Here is an 18,770-nt window from a genome sequence, read left to right as displayed (position 1 = left end):
GACTATCCCCTAAATTCAAAGGTGCTCAGGCCAAACGTCAGCAGATCGCCGTTGCGCAGCGGGCAGCGCGTAATGCGGCGGTTGTTGACGAGCGTGCCGTTGGTGGAATTGAGGTCCTCGATCGACCAATCCGAGCCCGTAAAGGTGAGCTGGGCGTGGCGGCGCGACACGTTGGGGTCGCGCAGGGCAATATCGGAAACCGAGCGCTCGCGACCGATAGTCACCTGTGCGGAGGTGATGCTATGGCTCTCGCCGCTCACGACGTCGACGAGCTGGGCGAGCGGGCGCTGCGGGGCGCGAGTGCTCGCCATGTTGGAGGCGATGTCGGCTGCGGCGCCTAGGCCCACGGCGGCACCGGTCGCGGCGGCTCCGCCCATGCCGGCAAGCGCGTCGCGCGAGACGGTCTGCGGCACCGGGATGGGTGCTGCGGCGGGGTCGGGGACGCTAGGCGCGAAGGGGTCTGCCACGGCAAGCGGGTCGGGAGCGGCGGCGCGAGGCGTCGGCTGCTGCTGGGGCATGGCGGCGGGGCGCTGCTGCTGCGGGGCAGCAAACTGCTGCTGGCCGGCGCGCGGGGCGCTGGCGGCACGGCTTGCCGCGGAGTTGTTTTGGCCCAGACCGTTTTGATAGGCGCGCTCTTCTTCGTACAGGCGGCCGAGCGTGGGGGCATCGACGTTCTCGGCAAAGACCGAGAACTTGCCGGCGCGCAGCTGCGGATCGATCATAAAGCGCACGAGGGGCTCGCCGACAAAGACATAGCGGCGCTTTTCGGCCTGCGCCTTCACAAACTCGCGGACCTCGCGCGAAAGCTCGGGGTAGAACGGGGCGAGCATGGGATCGTCGTCGGCGGCGATCAGGATGGTATAGAGTGCCGGCGCCGTGTTGACGCCGTTGATCACCAGAGTCTGATCCTCCATGTCGCGAGCGGCCTGCTTGGCAAGCTTCTTAAAGGAGAACGGGGCACGGGTGGCACCGAAGATGCCGGCCACGTGGTCCTCGAAGATGTTCAGGAAGTTCACGAAAGATCACTCTCCGTATAGGTTCTTTGGTATCCGAGCAAATATAGGCATATCCCAACGATTATAGAGGATAGGGTTCCCGCAACCGCCGCCTTGGCGACGACCGCGGCTGCAAGGCTGGCAATTTCCATATGGTGTGCAAGACAGGACGCCGCTGCGCAGCCGATGCCGGCGACAGCGATGGCGGCGATTACGGCAAGGTTTGAGCCCTGATCGGCACGCTTGGCATGGGCGTTGAGCAGCGCAGATGACGCCGCGGCAGTTGCCGCTACCAGCACAAAGGCAGCCCAAAGGAGTGGGTCTCCCAGCGCTGCGGCAACGTTACCGAGCCCCAGCACGCCTCCGGCTGAAAGCGCGACCGTGGCCAGACGGGCGAAAAGTGCGCCCATGCCCGTTGCCGCGGCGGCGCTTGCCGGGCCGAGCCAAAATGACGCGACGCCGGCGGTGACCCCAGCTGCCAGGAAGGTATTGCCGGTCAGACAGCCAAGCGCGAGTGCACAGGTGAGTGCGGCGCTCGCGGCAGCCTCGGTGCGACCCCAGGCGATCCACCAACCGGACATGGCGGCGGCAAAGATCACCGCAACGGGCAACATCGACAGGACGCCCTGTGCCTGCATGGTGGCGTTTGCCATGAGCACCAAAAAGCCCACAGCCGAGATGGCCGAGCCAATCTGGGGGGCCAGGCCGGCCGCCGCTCCGATCGCGATAGCCGCAATGACCAGGCCGGGAAGCGCCGCGACGCCGGCCGTCTGCATCAGCAAAAAGCTAAAGGCGCCGCACGTTAGCGCCGAGATAGCGTGCATGGCGTAGTCGCGCGCATGGCTCCAGCGCGTGCCTGCCCAGCCGAGTGCGGGGTCGACTTCGATGGTGTCGTCCTCGTAGTGCGACGGCTCGATATCGTCGAGCTCCTGCTCGTCATCCGAAAGTTCGCCAACCATTTGCTCCAGGCTGCGACGGCCTTCGCGCACGCTGCCCAGACCGGCAAGGAGCTGGTCGCAAAATGCCTCGATGCTGTTGGGGCGGTCCTGCGGCATGGGGGAGAGCGCGCTCATGAGCGCGGCCTCGGCTCCCGGGGGAAAGTGTGGTATCAGCTCGCTGGGATAGGTGGCGCCGCCGATGATGCGGCCGAGCGAGTCGGCGGGCGTGGCCGCCATAAAAGGAGCGCTGCCGCACAGGCCCTCGTAGATCACACAGGCGAGGGCAAAGACATCGGCGCGCTCGTCGACCGTGCCGGTCTCGATATCGAGCTGCTCGGGCGGCATGTAGCCGATGGTGCCGCCGCGTGAGCCGCCAAAGCCACCGGCGGACGACAGCCGCGCCATGCCAAAGTCGGTGAGCTTTACATTGCCCGAGTGGTCGATGAGCACGTTGGCGGGCTTAATGTCCAGGTGGAGTACGCCATTACTGTGGGCGAAGGTGAGCGCCTGGCCCAGGGCATCGGCAATGGCCGCGGCCTCGTCAAAGGTAAGTGAGTGGCCGTCCGCGCGGTGCAAAAACTCGGCCAGCGACATGCCATCGACATATTCCATAACCAGGTAGGCATAGGCTGTGTCGTGCGTAAAGTCGATGACCTGCACGATGTTGGGATGTTGAAGCATGGCGGCAGTGTGCGCCTCGCGCAGGACATCCATGATGTCGCTAGCGGGCATGCCGGCACCGTTGATAAGGGGGATGCGTTTAATGGCGACGCGGCGGCGCAGGTGCGTGTCGCGGCAGATCTCGATGGAGCCAAAACCGCCGGTCGCAAGTGTCTCGAGCGGCTGGTACCGCTTGAGCAGCTCGCGAGAGCTGGTGCCCTCCAAAGGAACGTCCGGCGAGAACCGGGCGGTATGTTGCGAGAAAAGCGGCATGGCCAACCCTCGTGCGTTTAAAGTTCGTTTGCGAGCGGCGGGCGCGGGGCCGAGCCGTTCGCGGTGGCATAGATGCTGCTAGTGTAGCACGCTCGGGCAGATGGCGAGGAAACGGGGATGAGGTGGTCCGATCGATTCGGGCCGTTTCGGCTCGTTCGGAAAGCGCACCCCAGTTTTCAGCCAAATAATGGGATGCGCCTTCCAAATGGGGTGGGCTGCGGAAACTGCATCCCAGAATATTGGCCTGGAACGGGACGGACTTTCCGAATCGGCGCTCAAAAGGAAACCGCATCCCGCTTTGGGGCGGGGGCTGCGGACAAAAGCCGGACCGTGACCTGGCTCGGATTGGAGTTAGCGTGAATCGTTGATGTTGGCCGGTGTGGGCATGGAGATAGATGAGCGGATCGAGCGATATAATGACATGCTATGGAGGCCATATGCTTTTTTCCCGCCGTTCTGCTACGTCTGCCTGCGCCATTGCGCTTGTCGTAATGGCGGTCACCCCTTATCACCGGTTTTCATCTTCAATCGGCCTAGCGTCAGGTGCAATGACCTGGCTCGTTATCCTGGGCGCATGCCTCGCGGCGTTTGTTCATGGTGCTGCGCTATGCAAGGGGGGAATGAGAAGGCCGAGGCATCTCGGTGCCATCGGTGTTTTCCTTGGTGTTATTGCAACGGTTCCCGAATGGGCCGACCTGGCTTTCTATGCTCGCGGAGACTCTATTCCAATCGTGTTTGCACCGATTTGGTTGTTACATGGCGTTTCGTGTGTCTCGTGCTTTGTTGGGTCGCTGCTTCTCTCATATGTTATTTGGGGCACGGCGGACTCTCCTTTGACGCAGAGGTCGACACGGACTGACGAAAGGGAAACTCGTCACCCGCAGGACGCGATTTTTACAGAAACAATAGCCGTCATGTCTTGCCTGCTGTTTTGCTGTCGAGTTTCATGGAGAGTCGTTCCCGAGCCATGGGGGATGCCCCCTGTAACGGCCGCGTCAATTGGCCTTGCGCTTTTAATTCCGTTGGTCTATCTCGCATTGACTGTGGCCCCGCCGTTTTGCCGCCCTCGTGCCTTTGGCCATGGGCGGCGCGACGTGTTTGCCTGTTCTGTGCTCGTAGCAGTTCCTATTGGTCTTATTCCGGCTGTTGAGGCGGCATACTTCGCAAGCGATGCCGTGGTCATTGCATTGCTGGCGATGGGGTCCGTTATCGCTGCTGCCTTCGTATGCATGTTGCTAAGGGGGAAACGGGACAACAATTCGGATATCGCCTGTGCGTCCGACCCATTCGATGCGGGGGCGTTTTCCCCCGCCCTGTCGCCTAGAGAAGAGCAGTTTGTTCGACTGCTGCTCAAAGGGAAAACGCCGGCGGAAATTGCCAAGGAGACGGATACGAAGCCATCGACGGTGAGAACAACGCTTCACCGAGCATACGGGAAGGCGTCGGTTGCGGGCTCACGCGAGCTCGTGGCGCTGTTTGCGGGTGAGGGCGATACTGTAGGGCATGAGCTACCGCAGCGGCATGCTGACGATATAGTGGCATCAGCTCGAACGCGCCGGCTGTTTCGATACCTGCTCACATTATTCTTTATCCTCCTTGCGGCGGGGCCCTTGGTAATGGCGGATAGCGATTGGGGGTCCGGTGTTTCGCGGGCTGTCGCCTTTTCCCTCTTAAGCTACGCATTGGGTCTCGGACTGCTTCTGTCGCTACGCTACGCGGGTGGAAAAGCGAATCGTGGCGCTGCGCTGGATAGAGCGGGTGAAGCGATTTGGCTCGGAAGCCCGTACGTATGGGCGGTGCTATCTGCTGTGGAATGGTCTTTTATCTATATCGCGGCATTGATGTGCATACGCGTTCCGTTGATGGCTGTGCCGGTCCTGTTTTGCGGCGTGGCGTCTACGGCTTCGCTCGCTGTTGGGCTGCGTCCGTTTAAGGTGCATGCCCATGCTCGGGCTATCGTGCCGTTGGTGTCAATGGGCATGGTTGCCTTAATCTATGCGGTCGCTAGGGGGCGAATCCATGGACTTGCGGTGCTGACGGGGGTGCTGCTCACATATATAGTGATGCGAAGCTGTCCGCAGCGCAAAATGCTTGGGATATGGATGCTTTGCTTCGGGGCGACGGCTCCTGTTTGGGCTGTCTTGCTCAATATGGTGCAGGATCTGACGGTTTTCGAGCCGTTGTTCCTCGCGTCGTTGTTGGGGCAAAGTTCGGCTGTCAATGTCGTCGTGGCAACGGTGATTGTTTGCTGGTCTGTGCCCATGTTCGTTACGCACATCGCGCTCGCCCGCTCGGTTGAGGACGAGAAGGCCGTCTTGGAGTACCGGGCGAACGGGTCCACCGAAACGGCCCGCGTGCGCCAGCTGGCCCTGCTTACGTCGCGCTCCCTTTCTGATGTTCAGTCGCAAATTTTGCTGATGACGGCAGAGGGGGCAACGACAAAGGCCATTGCGGAGGATGTCGGTTACGCTGCATCTACGGTGCAAGCGCTGCGGTCTGCATCTTACCGCCAGTTGAAGATCAAGAATAAGGCGGAGCTAATTTTATTGTTATCGCAGGTAAATAACGTGTAAACGCCTGAGCAATCAACTCAATAGCGGGTGTTTACAGACATCTTTCTCTATTCATGCGAAGGTTGCCGTGCGTCGACGCATTGTTAACCGCTTTTGATTGGAGAAGGCCATGATTAAGCCAAGGAGCGCTATTGCTCGAATCGGAGTCGGCTTGGTGATTGCAGCTGGTCTGTCCCTAGGGGTTCCCGCTGCATCGTTTGCACAAGAGGAGTTTGACACCTCTCAGGTTTCCAGCATTACTCAAAACGCCGATACGGGAATTACGACCTGTACGAACAATGCCGATAAGGCATTTAGTTTTCAATGTGCCGGGACGAGTGCAACTGGCTACCGTCAAAAGGATGATTCCTCATCGCTCTATCTGGATATCCAGGGCCATACGGGAAATCCGCTTCGGTTATATACAGACGGTGCGTATAACACAAGCGGTAGCGGCAGCATGAATTGTACTCAGGGAACGTATCGTTCGAATCACAAGGGACAGTGGGAAATGTATAACCTCGTCCGTGAGAACGGGCGATCTGCGGCGCGACTGACTGCATGGGCGGAGTCTGGCTACGGCACTGTTATTGGTGTATGGAGCCCCGACTGCGTCGGGCATTTTCACAAGCTTCCCGCATAGTTGTTTGAAATGGCTCCCTTCCGGCTTTCTGGGTCGGAAGGGGGAGGAGGACGTATGAACCAAAAGCTCGCAAGATACGAACTGTCGAAAACGATTAGACGTCCAGCTTTTATCCTTGCTCTCTTGATTGCGGTCGCAGTTGCAATAGCTGCCGCGCTGGAGCCGTGGGCAAATTTGGAAAAAGAGCGCCACAACCTTCTTTCTTTTGGTTACGGCGTTGGCGTGCAAGCCGAAAATTATCTCGGTCAAACACGTGAAAGCAGCTTCGGTAACTGGATTGTTGTGAGCGCGAACGCGCCACTGTCTGCGTCGGTGTTTTTCTATGCACTGCCCCTGCTTGCAATGTTGGCTGGATCTTGGTCGTGTCTCTTTGAGCGTTTGAGTGGTTATGACATGCAGATATGCACGCGCGTTTCCAGAAAGGCGTACGTGAACGTAAAGATGCTGTCTGCTTTCCTCTCCGCGTTTACAGTGACTGCCATTCCTCTGCTCGTCAATTTCCTGATCGTCTCGATGCTTTTTCCTGCGTATCTTCCTCGGGTCGATGAGTCGACTTACGTAGGACTTTACCTGCATAGCTACTTCTCCGGTCTATTTTATTCGCATCCTTTGTCATATGTGCTCGCATACACGCTGTTCGATGCTGTCACGCTCGGGACTTTATCCATGGCTGTAACTGGCTTCTCAATTTTGTTTCGTAGCAGAATCAAAGCGATAATTGTCCCGTATCTGCTAATGGTTGCGTGGCATTTTGCAAATGGCTGGATCTTCGGCGTAATGGCTTGTGTGGGGTTTAACTGCAATATCCTCAACAGCATCAGGTCGGAATCGCTGAATAACTGGCCAGACATTCGAGCCGGTTTTGCGGAAATCATATTATTGACCCTTGCTTCGTTGGCTTTTTCTGGGGCGTGGAAAAGACGCGAGGTGGTCTGATGCTGTTTAGGCTGGTCGCCGCGGACCTGAGGACCGTTTTGAAGAAGAACATCATCACTTTTATTGCAATTGCGGCAGTGACCGTTGCGAACTTGGTGTACGCCTACGGATTGTCTTCTGTGTATGGGGTTAGAACGGATACCTTGGGGTTTGCGGATAATCTTGCGCTCGTGTTTGCCGGATCTGCTCCGTTTGAGCCTAGGCCCGGGGTCATGTTTGTGCCTCCGCTAGGATGGCTATTTCTCATTCTGCTTATTCTCTATACAACACTCGACTATCCGACCGAATCGTTGCACGGGTTTGGTTTGCAAGCGCTTGTTCGATGCCGGGCAAGAACCCTTTGGTGGGTCTCGCGTTTTATCTTGGTGGCGGCAGTAACGGCATTTTCACTGCTCGTGGTGGTTTGCTCTGTTGTGATTTGGAGCTTGGTGGTGAGCTCCTCGTTCAGCGCGGTCATTCATGGTGAGTCGCTTCAACTGGCTAATTTGGCGCCGTGGTTTCTCAAAGCTGCCGAGGCAGATGCGCTGCCGTTTTTCATAGGTCTCTTATTTGCTTTTGAGGCGCTTGCGTTTGCGCAGGCAGCGGTTGGGTTTGTGCTTGGGTCGTCAGTCTCGTTTGTGGTTTTAATGAGCTACCTGATCTGCTCGGCATATGCACGACATTGGGCGCTATTGGGTAACGCCTTGATGCTGTTGCGCTGGGGTGGAATTGTCAAAGAGGGAATCGCGGCGGGCTCGAGTGTCTTGTCATCAATTGGGCTTATGTCGTTATGCCTATCGTTGGGTGGACTGTGGTTTCGAAGGGCCGACCTTATAGAAAAGGGGGACAAGATATGAGTGTGATCGTAAGGGGCGTATCGAAGCGCATGGGTAAAAACGATGTCCTGCGCAACGTGTCCATCGAGGTTGACCCTGGGACTGTGGTCGGGCTTCAGGGGATAAACGGTTCGGGTAAGACCATGCTCATGCGAGCGGTTTGCGGGTTGATCAAGCCTACCGAAGGCGAAATCTCTATCGATGGCCAAAGGCTTGGGGCGGACATCTCGTTCCCGCCGAGTCTGGGGATGTTGATCGAGGCGCCTTCCTTTTTGGGATATCTGTCTGGCTACGACAATCTGAAGCTCATCGCTCAGATCAAGGGCGTTGCCACCCCCGAGGACATTCGCTCTGCCCTGCGGCTCGTGGGGCTCGATGCAGACGAAAAAAAGAAGTTCCGAGCATACTCGCTTGGGATGAAGCAGCGTCTGGGGATAGCTGCGGCAATTATGGAGAAGCCGAAGCTGCTTGTTCTCGATGAGCCAACGAATGCCCTCGACGAAGCGGGCGTTGAAATGCTCAAGCGCGTTGTGGCGATGGCGGCATCAACGGGTCGTGAGGTCCTTCTGTCCAGCCATGACGGAGAGGTGCTCGAGGAACTGGCCGATCGGGTTTACTGCATGCGCGACGGTGCCGTTGTGAAAGTTCGGGAAAGGTCGTGAGCGCGATGAAGAAGACCCTGTGGACGAGAAGATCGGCGCTCGCGCTTTTTTGCTGTGCTGCTGCCGGCCTTGCGGGCATGAGGGTGAGCGTCGTTAACGGGAACCGGACGGTCATTCCTGAGAAATATTACGCGGAGGGCGAATGGCTCTCGATGGATGGAGCGTTTCTGGGGTCGAAGGATGTGGTGACTGATGGGTATTCGTTTTGCATAGACGGGGCAGAGTTGCTCACGCCGCGCGAGTATCTCAAACGAGCACATGACGATTATTCAAAATATGGCACCGTGGATACGAAAACGAGACTGAAGGATGCCGACATCACGTGCGTTATCGCCGTAAAGATGCGTGTCAGAAATAGGGATAATATCGACGGTGGAATCAAAGCGTATGTTTGGCATCTGGTTCCGGAGTCTGCGCCAAACTATGATTTTGTAGTCAATACCGATCTGATAACGCAAGCCATGCCGGTCCTTGGCGGCTCTGCTGCGTTTGCCGTGGAGGTTGGGGCAGAAAACGAGTTGCTCGTCCCATTTATGATGCAGAACACCAACGACTATTTCGAAGGTTACGAGACCGTCCGTTTTGAGAAAGCATTTCCCGGGACTTACACGATGAAGATGACCGATCTGCCGGAGCGGAGGCTCTTAAGGTTTGAAGTGAAATAGCTCGAGAGCAAGGCAAAACGGGTCCATTGGCGGTACGCGCGCCCGATTCCAGGCGCCCCGGCCCGGAATCGGGCGCGGGACGAGGCGCCTTCGGTGTCGGCCGGCCTACCGCTTCTTCTTGCTCTTCTTCTGCTTGCGCTGCTTGCCCTTGGTCTCCTGGGGCTTGTCGCCCTGTTTTGCTTCGGCAGCGGCCTTTTCTGCCTTCATCTTCTTGCGTTTGGTCTCGATGCGGAGTTTTTTGTTGATGCGCGCCTTAAGGAAGGGACCGAACTGCTCGGCATCGCCGCGGACAAAGGTGTCCTTAGGGATCGTCACGCCCTGGTCGGCGAACATGGCCACAAAGATGCGCTCGCCGTCGAGCACGTGGTCGAGCTTTTCAAACGGGAAGAACTGCGACTTGCCGCTCGTGCCCCAAACCATCAGGCCGTCCTCGTTGGCGGCGACGCGGCGATAGCGGCCACCCATGGACTCGTCGGCCTCAACGGCGTCGATAAAGTCGCGGGCGAGGGTGTGGTGCAGGTTTTTGCTCCACCAGGCCAAAAAGGCGCCGAATACGATCAGGACGACGCCAAACTTGATCCAGTTACCGCCGGCCAACAGCATGCCAATACCGAGCAGCGCGGCAATTGCCGCGGCGACATACAGCGAGCCGCGACGCCTGGGCGAGGCGACCAGGCGGGCGAAGTCGGTGACGAGGTCGTTTTCGTATTGGTACTCGTTGAGGTACAGGATGCCGTCGTCGGCTGCGGCCTGCTCCTCGAGCGCGACCTCGACCTGGTCGGCTGCTTCGGAGGGAACGAGGTTGCTCTCTGCGTCTGCCATGCTCTTTGGACTCCTATCGCGGCGGGCTCGCCGTACGGGTTATTATGGAATGCAGTATGCCGTGCGACCGCATGGCCGCCGCGGCAACAAGACTCAGTATACCCCGGGGAGCACCCATGGAATCGTTGTACCGAAAGTATCGCCCGCTCACCTTTGACTCCGTGGTGGGCCAGCAGCATATCGTCTCGACGCTCGAGCACGCCATCACCGAGGGGCGCCTGTCCCACGCCTACCTGTTCTGCGGACCGCGCGGCACGGGCAAGACCACCATGGCGCGCATTCTGGCCAAGGCGCTGCTGTGCCGCAATGCCGAGGCGGCGCGCGCCGAGGGTGCAAGCGGCTGCATGCCCGACGGTACTTGCGAGGAGTGCGAGCTCATTGCCGAGGGTAACCACCCCGATGTCTACGAGCTCGATGCCGCCTCCCGCACGGGCGTGGACAATGTGCGCGAGGAAATCATCAACTCCGTCAACTTTGCCCCGGTGCGCGGCAAGTACAAGATCTATATCATCGACGAGGTCCACATGCTCACGACGGCGGCGTTCAACGCGCTGCTCAAGACGCTCGAGGAGCCGCCGGCACACGTGATCTTTGTGCTGTGCACCACCGACCCGCAAAAGATTCTGGAGACCATCCTCTCGCGCTGCCAGCGTTTCGATTTCCATCGCATCGGCAACGAGGATATCGAGCGTCGCCTGGCATACGTGTGCGAGCAGGAGGGCTTCGATTACGACGATGAGGCGCTGGCTATCGTGGCGCGCCATGCCAAGGGCGGTATGCGCGACGCGTTGTCCACGCTGGAGCAGCTGAGCGTCTTTGGCAACGGTTCTGTGCATGCGGACGACGCCCGCTCGCTTTTAGGCGAGGTTTCGGACCAGATTCTGGGCGAGTTTTCCCGCGCCATTGCCGATCGCGATGTTGCCGAGCTCTATGGACTGATCCGTGCGCAGGTCGAGGAAGGAAACGACCTGCTGGAGCTGACGCGCGACCTGGTGGCGCATGTGCGTGACGTGTACGTTGCCTGCGTTGCCGGTGCCCGTGCCGAGCTGTTTGAGGGCGGCTCCGAGCAGGCCGAGGCGCTTGCTGCCGAGGCCGCTGCCTTTGGCGAGCATCCTGCCGACCGCCTGGCCCGTGTGCTGACGGTGCTCGACGATGCCGCACTGGAGATGAGGGGCGCGAGCGACGTGCGCCTGGTGCTCGAGATCGCCTGCACGCGCCTGGCACGTCCCGAGGCCGATTTAACGATTGAGGCATTGGCCGAGCGCGTGGCCCGCTTGGAGGCCATGGTTGCCAACGGCGCCGTGCCGGCGAGCGTGGCTGCTGCTCAGGCCGCCGCGCCTGCAGCATCCGTACCCGCTGCTGCCCAACAGCCGACGCTCATTTCGGGCGCTCGTGCTGCCGCTCCGGCGGCATCCGCTGCCCCCGCTGCTACGTCCGCGCGCCAGGGCGGTATGCCTTGGGACCGTGGTGCTGCTGTTCCGGCTGCCCAGCCTGCGTCCCGTTCTGCGTCCGTGTCAGCTTCCAAGCCTGCAGCGCCTGCACCTCAGCCTGCGCCGACTCCGACGCCTCAGCCCGTTGCGGCTCCCGCGCCTGCCACCGCTCCGGCACCTAAGCCCCAGTCCAACAATGCCGCCCAGGTTGCCGCCGCCGGTACTGCCGAGACGCCCGCGGTCGAGGATGCCGGAGAGCTGCAGCGCAAATGGGCCGAGGTTGTCGAGCGTGTCAAGGCGCGTCAGGCTTCCTACGCGGGGCTTTTGCTCAATGCCCGCGCCACGGCTGACGACGGCTCCAGGCTCACGGTCTCGTTCCCCGCGGGCTCGACCTTTGCCATCAAGATGCTTGGACGCGCCGACACGCAGTCGGTGGTCCTGCCGACAGTCAGTGTGGTCTTCGGTCGTCGTACCGTCGACTATGTCCTGGATGGGGGTGGCACGCCGGCTCCTCAACATGAGGAGCATTCTCCATCTGCACGGGCTGCGGTATCTGCGGACCCGCAACCCGTGTCCTCGGCGGCCCCTGCATCCTCGAGCGCCAGCGCGACGCAGCCAAAAGCAGCACCGATAGCGGCGCCGACCCCGTCGGCGCCTAAGCCCGTCATGGCCAAACCGGCTGCTCCGACACCCGCGCCCAAGCCTGCCTCGCCCGCGCCCAAGTCGTCTGACCTGGGCAAAGCCCCCTGGCTGCGCTCCGACAACCCCGCCGGCGCTCCTGCCACGGGCAAGCTCCCGACCGAGCCCGCGCCCCGAGCGCCCGAGCGCGCGTCCGCTCCCAAGGCTCAGCCCGCCGCGCCGTCTGCGCCATGGGAATCCGAGCAGGTTCCCTACGACGATGCCATGGTTGGCGGTTTTGTTGCCGATGCTGGTGGGGACGATCTGTCTCCGTTCGACGTGCCGGGTGCGGCGTCCGCGCCCAAGTCCGCTGCAACTGCCCCCAAAGAGGAGGACGCTCCTGCAGCTCCCTGGGAGTCCAACTCCGGTGCGGGCGGCCCCTTCGGCCATCAGGGTGCAGCCCCGAGCATCCCGCAGACCGAGGACGAGGCCAAAGCCCTCATCCGCAGCGTCTTCGGCCAGTCCACCATCTTCAAGCCGGTGGAGTAGCTGCGCAGGCGGGTATACTGCTCAAGAAGAGAACCCTTTGAACGGAGCGAGCTTATGATGTGGGAATATGTCCGCCTCGAGGACGATACGCAGGTTTCGTATTCCGAAGTCCGGGAGGACAACACGGTGAAGGTTGTTGTGGAGCGCCCGCGCGATTGGGGTTTTGACACGGCGGAGTGTATCTTGCCGGCATTCAATTGGGTGTCACACGAGGGCTTTAGCGAAGCGAACCTCAAAGAACTCGATGATTTCGTGCGCAACAATGCCCCGCCCATCCTGCGTTTTGCCTACGAAGGCGGACGAGTCTATGCCTAGTCTCTTCCGACTCGGCCATATATCACTTTCTTTTGTCCGGGCGCATCTGTATTTCGGACATGTGTAGTGTGGTGCCGCGTATATCGCATTCGAGCAGACAGGCGCGTGACGGTCGGCCTAGGATGCTGAGGTCGATACGATACGTCGCATGGCTGTCCGTGTACTCGACTTGCTCGGCGTTGACGGTTGCTCCGATTGTAAATAAAGAGCCCAGTTCGGCATCGACAATCTTGGAGTCCTTTATCTTGACCTTGAACTCTTGGTAGAGGGACGGGCTGTTGTAGTAAATGGTTCGGGTTCCGTCGGTGCATTCATCGGTCGTCTCCCATTTGACGACGGGCTGGTCCGAGCTGGCTATCAGCAGTTCTGCTCCAAAAGCTATGGCATGGGTGATGATAACCAGTAATACCCAGACGACAAAGAGATAGAGAACCACATATGCAACGGGGTGTTTTGAGCGGATGTTTTGGAGTACGGCTGGGACATTCACGAGGGCACCTCCAAATCGTCATCTATGACAATCAAATTATACCCAGCCGCCATGCGTGCCGCCTCGAGCAGCGGCTCGGCATTTTGCCATGTAGCCTTGTAGCCCTACGCATAAACTGCCTGGTTCCAGCTCTGCTAGATGTAGCTTGAGATAATTAAGCAACCTTGCATAATTCGACCTTGCATAATCTTGGGCGTGCGTCACGTTCAAGGACATGTATATCGACTGAGGTAGCGTGTCCGCCCCGCTTGCTTGCCCCGCGCCGTGGTACGATTTTTGAGTTTGAAAGTCCCGTCGCGCTCCGGCTGCCCTTGCAGCTTGTCGCGCGGCCGCACGTAAAGGAGCCATCATGGCCGGTATGAACATGCAGCAAATGATGAAGCAGGCTCGCAAGATGCAGGAGCAGCTTGCCGCCGCGCAGGAAAACCTTAAGTCCCAGACCGTCGACGCCTCTGCCGGCGGCGGCATGGTCAAGGTGACCGTTAACGGCGAGATGGAGCTCGTCAACCTCACCATCGACCCCGATGCCCTCGATCCCGAGGACGTCGATATGCTGCAGGACATGATCATGGCTGCCGTCAACGAGGCCGTCCGCGGTGTCAACGAGCTCGCCAACAAGCAGATGGGCGCCATCACCGGCGGCCTCAACATCCCGGGCATGCCGTTCTAAGACGCGCATATATATGAGTGCCAACCATAGCCTGCAAAAATTGCTCGATGAGCTGGGCCGCCTGCCGGGCATTGGCCCCAAGTCGGCTCAGCGCATCGCCTATTACCTGCTCGAGGCCGATGCCGAGGAAGCGCGTCGCCTGGCCGAGGCCATCCTGGAGGTTAAGCAGGAGGTTCACTTTTGCAGCCGCTGTTTTAACTACGCCACGGCCGACGAGTGCTCCATCTGCCAGGATTCGATGCGCGATACCACTCGCATTTGCGTGGTGGGCGAGCCGCGCGATGTCCAGGCGATTGAGCGCACGGGCAGCTACCATGGTCTCTACCACGTATTGGGCGGCGTGATCAGTCCCATGGACAAGATTGGCCCCGAGCAGCTGCACATTCGTGAGCTGTTGGCGCGCTTGGGGCACGAGGATATCACCGAGGTCATTATCGCCACCAACCCCAATATCGAGGGCGAGACCACGGCGAGCTACCTGGCGCGTACCATTAAGCCGCTGGGCGTTGAGGTGTCGCGTCTGGCGAGCGGCCTTCCCGTGGGCGGCGACCTGGAGTATGCCGACGAGCTTACGCTTGGGCGCGCCATCGAGGCCCGTCGCACGATTTAGGTGGCGAGCCTGCTCCTGCCGTATGTCTTCATCGCGACGCACGGGGTAGTCATAATTCTCCGTGCGACTATAAGTTTGTTGTGCAACAAAGATGCTTTGTATCCGCTTATCGCATGGATGCTTCCACTCGCATCCTTAATTTGCCCATTCGTTGCGCAACCTTTTGGGTTCGCTGATACACTCAAATATGGATTCGAATGAATGCGCCGCTCCCGAGCGGCGTGTTTTTGTTGGAGGAGAACGCATGCGGCCCGGTGGCACTCAGACAAAGCGCGGCGCCGCGGTGCGCATGCGACGCCGACTGGGCTTGGCGCCGCGGGCGTACGCACTGCTGTCTTGCTCGCTGGTGCTGGTCATAGCTGGCGTTTCTGCCTATGGCATGACCGTGCCGTCCATGATGCAGGCACATGCCGCACGCGAACCGCGCGTGGGGCATGAGGTCAAAAGTGACCTGGGGACCACGACTGGATATGCTTGGGCAAGTGTGGTCGCGCATATTGTGTTTGGCACCGGCGACGCGGACGGCGCCGAGGCCCCGGACAACGAAGTCACGCTTGCCAATGGCAAAACCATCGTGCTCACCAACACCAAGATCATCGATCGGTTGTCCAACAATAGCGTGGCGGCAACGGTGAATAAGGTCGAGCAGCAGAAGGAGCAGGACGCCCAGCAGTCCGGAAAGCCCGGTAGCTCGGATACTTCTGGCTCCGGCTCGGATTCGTCGAGTTCGGGCGGTGGCTCTGGGTCGGGTTCCTCTGCCGGAGGGTCTGGAAACGGCGGCTCGACGGGCGGCAACACTGACAACGATGCAAACTCCGGGGGCCTTTCCGCTGCTGAGGAAGAGAGCATTCACAGCTGGCTTGTGACCAAGTACAACATGCTCGACGGCTATGTTTCTCGTGCCAATGACGTGGTCTCGACCTATAACTCTACGGGAGATCCCAGGCCGTGCGACAGCCTGGTCGGGGAGATGTTTGTCATTCGAGCCGAGTTCGGTCGTCAGACATTCTCGCCCCGGTCAAAGTGGTATCAGCAGTATGCCAATCTGTGGGGCTGTTACACCAACCTATGTCAATGGGTCGGCCATTACGGCGATGATGACGTCGCGCTCGGTAACTTCAACAATAACGTGGCGGCGCTTGCCCTATGATGACCGATCTTGCATCCACCACACCACAATCGCTCGGTCGCGATCCCATGGTCGGCCTGCGCCTGGCGCGTGTCGACGGGTTTGAGCCGGCCATTGCGCTCGGTCAGGACGAACTGCCTGCCTATCTGCGTCGTTTTACGATACTGTTTGCCGACGATGCCACCATGCGCCGTGGCGGTATCGGCCGCGTGATGCGTGCCGTCAACGCCCAAGGCGAGGCCGTGGCACTCAAGCAGCTCATCTTGCCAACGTGCGATGAGTTTGACGATGCCGCCGCCCATGAGGCGCTGGTCGCCAAGTTCAAAGCGGCGTTTCGCGAGGAATACGAATGCCATCGCGCCCTTTCGGGCCTTAAGGGCTTTCCCCGCCTCTATGGCTGGGGCGAGGTCGACGGTGTGCCTGCAATTGTCATGGAATGGGTCGAGGGCGAGACGCTCGCCCGCTTGCGCTCGCGCTTTGCCGTGGACGATGCCGGCCGCCTATCGCCGCTTGTGGCGGCGCGTCTGGGTCGCGACCTGTTCGATCTGCTCTGCCGTATGAGCCTGGTGGGCGAGGGCTTTGCCCACCGCGATATCTCGCCCGCTAATATTATGGTGCGTACGGCGCGTCTACCGCTTGACCGGCAGCTTGCCGAGGGCACCTTTGACCTGTGCCTGATCGACTTTGGCTCGTCGCTGGCGCTTGAGCCTGCGTCGGCCGTGGCCGGTACCGGCGGCAAGGCGTCGTTTACGGAGCGCTATGCCACGCTGCGTCGCGCGACGGTTGCCTATGCCCCGCCCGAGATGCTCACCGACGATATTCCCGACCTGCGCGCTTTGCGTATGTCGCCGGCGATCGACGTCTATGCCGCAGCAAGCACGGTTTACGAGCTCATTGCCGGCGCCGCGCCATACGAAGCCGCGCCGAGCACTTCGGGCACCTCGGGTTCGCGCAAAAAGACGCGCGACATCGCCAGCCCCTACCGTCTCAAGATGGACACGCTGCCCGACTATCCCATTGGTGCCCATGCGCCCGGTTGCGATTTGACTCAGCTGCTTCGTCGTGAGCCCGATGTGGCGCTCGCTGCGGCCGAGCAGGCCCAGCAGCTGGGGCTTGAGCCGGATTCCGAGGAGCTACGCGATGCGCTGGCGTTTGTCGATGCCCAGCTGTTCGACGTGGTGATGGCCTGTCTGTCCAGCCATCAAAAAGATCGTCCCGAGCCGGCGGCGGTCGAGGCGGCGCTCTCGGCGTTTTGTGACCACTATGCGCAAAATGTCGGTCGTTCGCTCCGCGGCGAGCCGCTCACGCCGTGCCCCATGGATGCGTCTGGCCGCGCGGTTCGTCGCGCGCTGATGGTCGGCGCGACGGTCGTCTGTGGCGTGGTTTGGGCTGTGGTCGTGGTTTCGGCCGCGCTGCTGGCGTCGGGCGCTCGCGTGACGGCGACTTTGGGATCGCTCGTGTGGTCTGGGTCGCTACCGGGTATTATTGCCGCACTGGCGTTGGCGCTGCCAGGCATAGCCGGCGTTGCCGCGGGGGCACTTGCGCGCGATCGGCGCTCGGGCTTCCTGCAGGGTGTGCTTGCGCTTTCTGCCTGCGAGGTTCCGGTGCTGGTTGTGGCTGCATGTAGCGTATTTTCCCAACGCGCCGTGATGGGCGGCCTTGTTGCCGCTCTGGTTGCAACCTATACGCTTACGTGGTTTTTGCTTGCGATGGGCTTTGCCTTTGAACTTCCCGTTTCGGCACCGCGACGCACAAAAGCCCAGATGGCGACTCCGCTTGCCGGTGGAGCCGCAGCTGTCCGTACTTTTGGCGGACCTGTCGAAGTATCGTCCGATTCTATTTCTACGACCAAGGAGGCCTAGGTCATGGCATCTCAAGTTGAGCTCACCCCATGCGGGGCCATGTTTGACATCTTTAAGCGCGCAGCGCATCTGAGCCATATCGAGCTGTGCGGCTTGGTGCTTTCGTCCCGTCCGCTCGCCGACGGCCGCAGCCCGCAGAGCCGAGCCGCCGATCGCTCTTGGGTTTCCCGCTTTATCGTTCGCGCGCCGGTCGGCACGCTTCAGCAGCGCTACTTTGCCGAATACGGTACCTCGGCTGCGCGTATTATGTCGCAACTGGCCCTGCGCCAGCGCAATCCCATGGACTCCACGGCTGTAATCAATATGGTGTGCGGTCCTGCAGGTGAACCGATGGTACGCGCGCTCGAAGAGTGCCACCAGGACACGAATCTCTATCGCAACGCGCTCGATCGCCTGTCCCAGGCGGCGGAACTCATGCCCGCCGAGCGCGCCGAGGTCGTGCTGGTGCTGTTTGTCGCCGTCGGTTGTTCGGCGGATGTGCGGTCCTCGGTGAACTATGCCATCGACTACGCGAACGCGACCTGCGGCGGAGGCACATCCACGCCGCGTTCGCTTGGCATGTCGCTGACTGCGGGCGAACGCGAACCCGCCCCGGCGCACCCTTTGGGCTTGCTGCGCGTGCAAAACAGTTTTGTCGTGAGCGCCCCGCGCTGGATTCAGCCGAGTGAGCAGGGTGTTGAGATTGGCGCGCTGGCCACTGGTGAGGGCGATATTACCGACGTCGGCGACGATGTCTCGGCCCGCCATGCCCATATCTGGTGCGATGCTCAAAATATCTGGCACGTCGAGGACTTGTCGTCCACCAACGGAACCGTGGTGGTAAACGGGGCCACGCGCGTTTGCATTCAGGTCGAGCCCGGCCGTTCCGCCCAGCTCAATCCCGGCGACGAGCTCAAGCTCGGCGAATCCACTACCTATGCCATCCTCTTCGGTGCCCTCTAGCCGGCAGTTAAGGACGTTCCTTTTCTGCCGGCACTTGGGGACACTCCTCGGCGCGCCAGAGCCGGTCGCCTGGGGATGGAGAGGCCATTTTGGCCCTTGGCGGTCAGTCGGGGCGAAACTAGAAGATCTTTCCGATTCGCGGCTGTTCATGCTTGTAGAGCATCTAAAACAATAGGATGTTATTCTGGAATATG

At 60.2% G+C, this 18,770-nt stretch carries 17 protein-coding genes; 13 read left to right on the top strand and 4 right to left on the bottom strand.

What is annotated here, in order from left to right; genetic code table 11:
- Positions 1-2 precede the first annotated feature (2 nt).
- Positions 3-1,016: an FhaA domain-containing protein gene (locus tag DXB53_RS09010; RefSeq protein ID WP_117584197.1), complete on the bottom strand. Its 1,014-nt coding sequence runs from the start codon at positions 1,014-1,016 to the stop codon at positions 3-5.
- A complete protein-coding gene (locus tag DXB53_RS09005; RefSeq protein ID WP_117584196.1) occupies positions 1,013-2,866 on the bottom strand; it encodes a serine/threonine-protein kinase in 1,854 nt (617 codons plus the stop codon). Before DXB53_RS09005 ends, DXB53_RS09010 begins: the two co-directional genes overlap by 4 nt.
- A gap of 974 nt (positions 2,867-3,840) precedes the next feature.
- On the opposite strand from DXB53_RS09005, the gene DXB53_RS09000 reads away from it, so the two are divergent.
- The 6 genes from DXB53_RS09000 to DXB53_RS08980 all read left to right on the top strand — a co-directional run bounded on the left by DXB53_RS09000 (position 3,841) and on the right by DXB53_RS08980 (position 9,139).
- The gene (locus tag DXB53_RS09000; RefSeq protein WP_158556522.1) at positions 3,841-5,439 is read left to right on the top strand and encodes a LuxR C-terminal-related transcriptional regulator; all 1,599 of its coding nucleotides are present in this window, start codon (positions 3,841-3,843) and stop codon (positions 5,437-5,439) included.
- 109 nt (positions 5,440-5,548) lie between these two features.
- Positions 5,549-6,061, top strand: a complete 513-nt coding sequence (locus DXB53_RS09910) for a hypothetical protein (RefSeq protein ID WP_124785772.1) — start codon at positions 5,549-5,551, stop codon at positions 6,059-6,061.
- Between the two features lie 54 nt (positions 6,062-6,115).
- Positions 6,116-6,997, top strand: a complete 882-nt coding sequence (locus tag DXB53_RS08995) for a hypothetical protein (RefSeq protein ID WP_089573265.1) — start codon at positions 6,116-6,118, stop codon at positions 6,995-6,997.
- Between the two features lie 38 nt (positions 6,998-7,035).
- A complete protein-coding gene (locus DXB53_RS08990; RefSeq protein ID WP_147326479.1) occupies positions 7,036-7,833 on the top strand; it encodes a hypothetical protein in 798 nt (265 codons plus the stop codon).
- 29 nt (positions 7,834-7,862) lie between these two features.
- Positions 7,863-8,474 carry an ATP-binding cassette domain-containing protein gene (locus DXB53_RS08985; RefSeq protein ID WP_231500810.1) on the top strand — a complete coding sequence of 204 codons (612 nt, stop codon included), beginning with the start codon at positions 7,863-7,865 and terminating at the stop codon, positions 8,472-8,474.
- Positions 8,475-8,479: 5 nt separating this feature from the next.
- The gene (locus DXB53_RS08980) at positions 8,480-9,139 is read left to right on the top strand and encodes a DUF5028 domain-containing protein (RefSeq protein WP_117584193.1); all 660 of its coding nucleotides are present in this window, start codon (positions 8,480-8,482) and stop codon (positions 9,137-9,139) included.
- A gap of 105 nt (positions 9,140-9,244) precedes the next feature.
- On the opposite strand, the gene DXB53_RS08975 is transcribed toward DXB53_RS08980, so the two are convergent.
- Positions 9,245-9,961, bottom strand: a complete 717-nt coding sequence (locus tag DXB53_RS08975) for a hypothetical protein (protein ID WP_117584192.1) — start codon at positions 9,959-9,961, stop codon at positions 9,245-9,247.
- A gap of 116 nt (positions 9,962-10,077) precedes the next feature.
- Here DXB53_RS08975 and dnaX point away from each other — a divergent pair, with 116 nt between their 5' ends.
- Both dnaX and DXB53_RS08965 read left to right on the top strand, forming a co-directional pair.
- Positions 10,078-12,558, top strand: coding sequence for a DNA polymerase III subunit gamma/tau (gene dnaX, locus DXB53_RS08970; protein ID WP_158556521.1), 2,481 nt, complete (start codon positions 10,078-10,080; stop codon positions 12,556-12,558).
- 54 nt (positions 12,559-12,612) lie between these two features.
- Positions 12,613-12,873, top strand: coding sequence for a hypothetical protein (locus DXB53_RS08965; protein WP_117584190.1), 261 nt, complete (start codon positions 12,613-12,615; stop codon positions 12,871-12,873).
- Positions 12,874-12,895: 22 nt separating this feature from the next.
- Here the strand turns inward: DXB53_RS08965 and DXB53_RS08960 are convergent, their stop codons facing one another.
- Positions 12,896-13,363 carry a hypothetical protein gene (locus DXB53_RS08960; RefSeq protein ID WP_117584189.1) on the bottom strand — a complete coding sequence of 156 codons (468 nt, stop codon included), beginning with the start codon at positions 13,361-13,363 and terminating at the stop codon, positions 12,896-12,898.
- A 349-nt stretch (positions 13,364-13,712) separates the two neighbouring features.
- Here DXB53_RS08960 and DXB53_RS08955 point away from each other — a divergent pair, with 349 nt between their 5' ends.
- The 5 genes from DXB53_RS08955 to DXB53_RS08935 all read left to right on the top strand — a co-directional run bounded on the left by DXB53_RS08955 (position 13,713) and on the right by DXB53_RS08935 (position 18,576).
- Positions 13,713-14,033 (top strand): YbaB/EbfC family nucleoid-associated protein, encoded by a 321-nt coding sequence (locus DXB53_RS08955; RefSeq protein WP_006235174.1) that lies wholly within the window; start codon positions 13,713-13,715, stop codon positions 14,031-14,033.
- Positions 14,034-14,046: 13 nt separating this feature from the next.
- A complete protein-coding gene (gene recR, locus DXB53_RS08950) occupies positions 14,047-14,643 on the top strand; it encodes a recombination mediator RecR (RefSeq protein WP_117584188.1) in 597 nt (198 codons plus the stop codon).
- Positions 14,644-14,887: 244 nt separating this feature from the next.
- A complete protein-coding gene (locus DXB53_RS08945) occupies positions 14,888-15,793 on the top strand; it encodes a hypothetical protein (protein ID WP_117564927.1) in 906 nt (301 codons plus the stop codon).
- Complete coding sequence (locus DXB53_RS08940) at positions 15,790-17,634, top strand: hypothetical protein (RefSeq protein ID WP_117584187.1); 1,845 nt, start codon at positions 15,790-15,792, stop codon at positions 17,632-17,634. The genes DXB53_RS08945 and DXB53_RS08940 overlap by 4 nt, the downstream gene beginning before the upstream one ends.
- Positions 17,635-17,637: 3 nt before the next feature.
- On the top strand, positions 17,638-18,576 hold the full coding sequence (locus tag DXB53_RS08935) for an FHA domain-containing protein (protein ID WP_117584186.1): 939 nt from the start codon (positions 17,638-17,640) through the stop codon (positions 18,574-18,576).
- The last annotated feature ends 194 nt before the right edge of the window (positions 18,577-18,770 follow it).

This window comes from Collinsella sp. OM04-5 (genome assembly GCF_003439125.1).
Lineage (GTDB): Bacteria > Actinomycetota > Coriobacteriia > Coriobacteriales > Coriobacteriaceae > Collinsella.
Note: the sequence above shows the minus strand (reverse complement) of the source record. Positions and strands in the feature narration are given on the sequence as shown.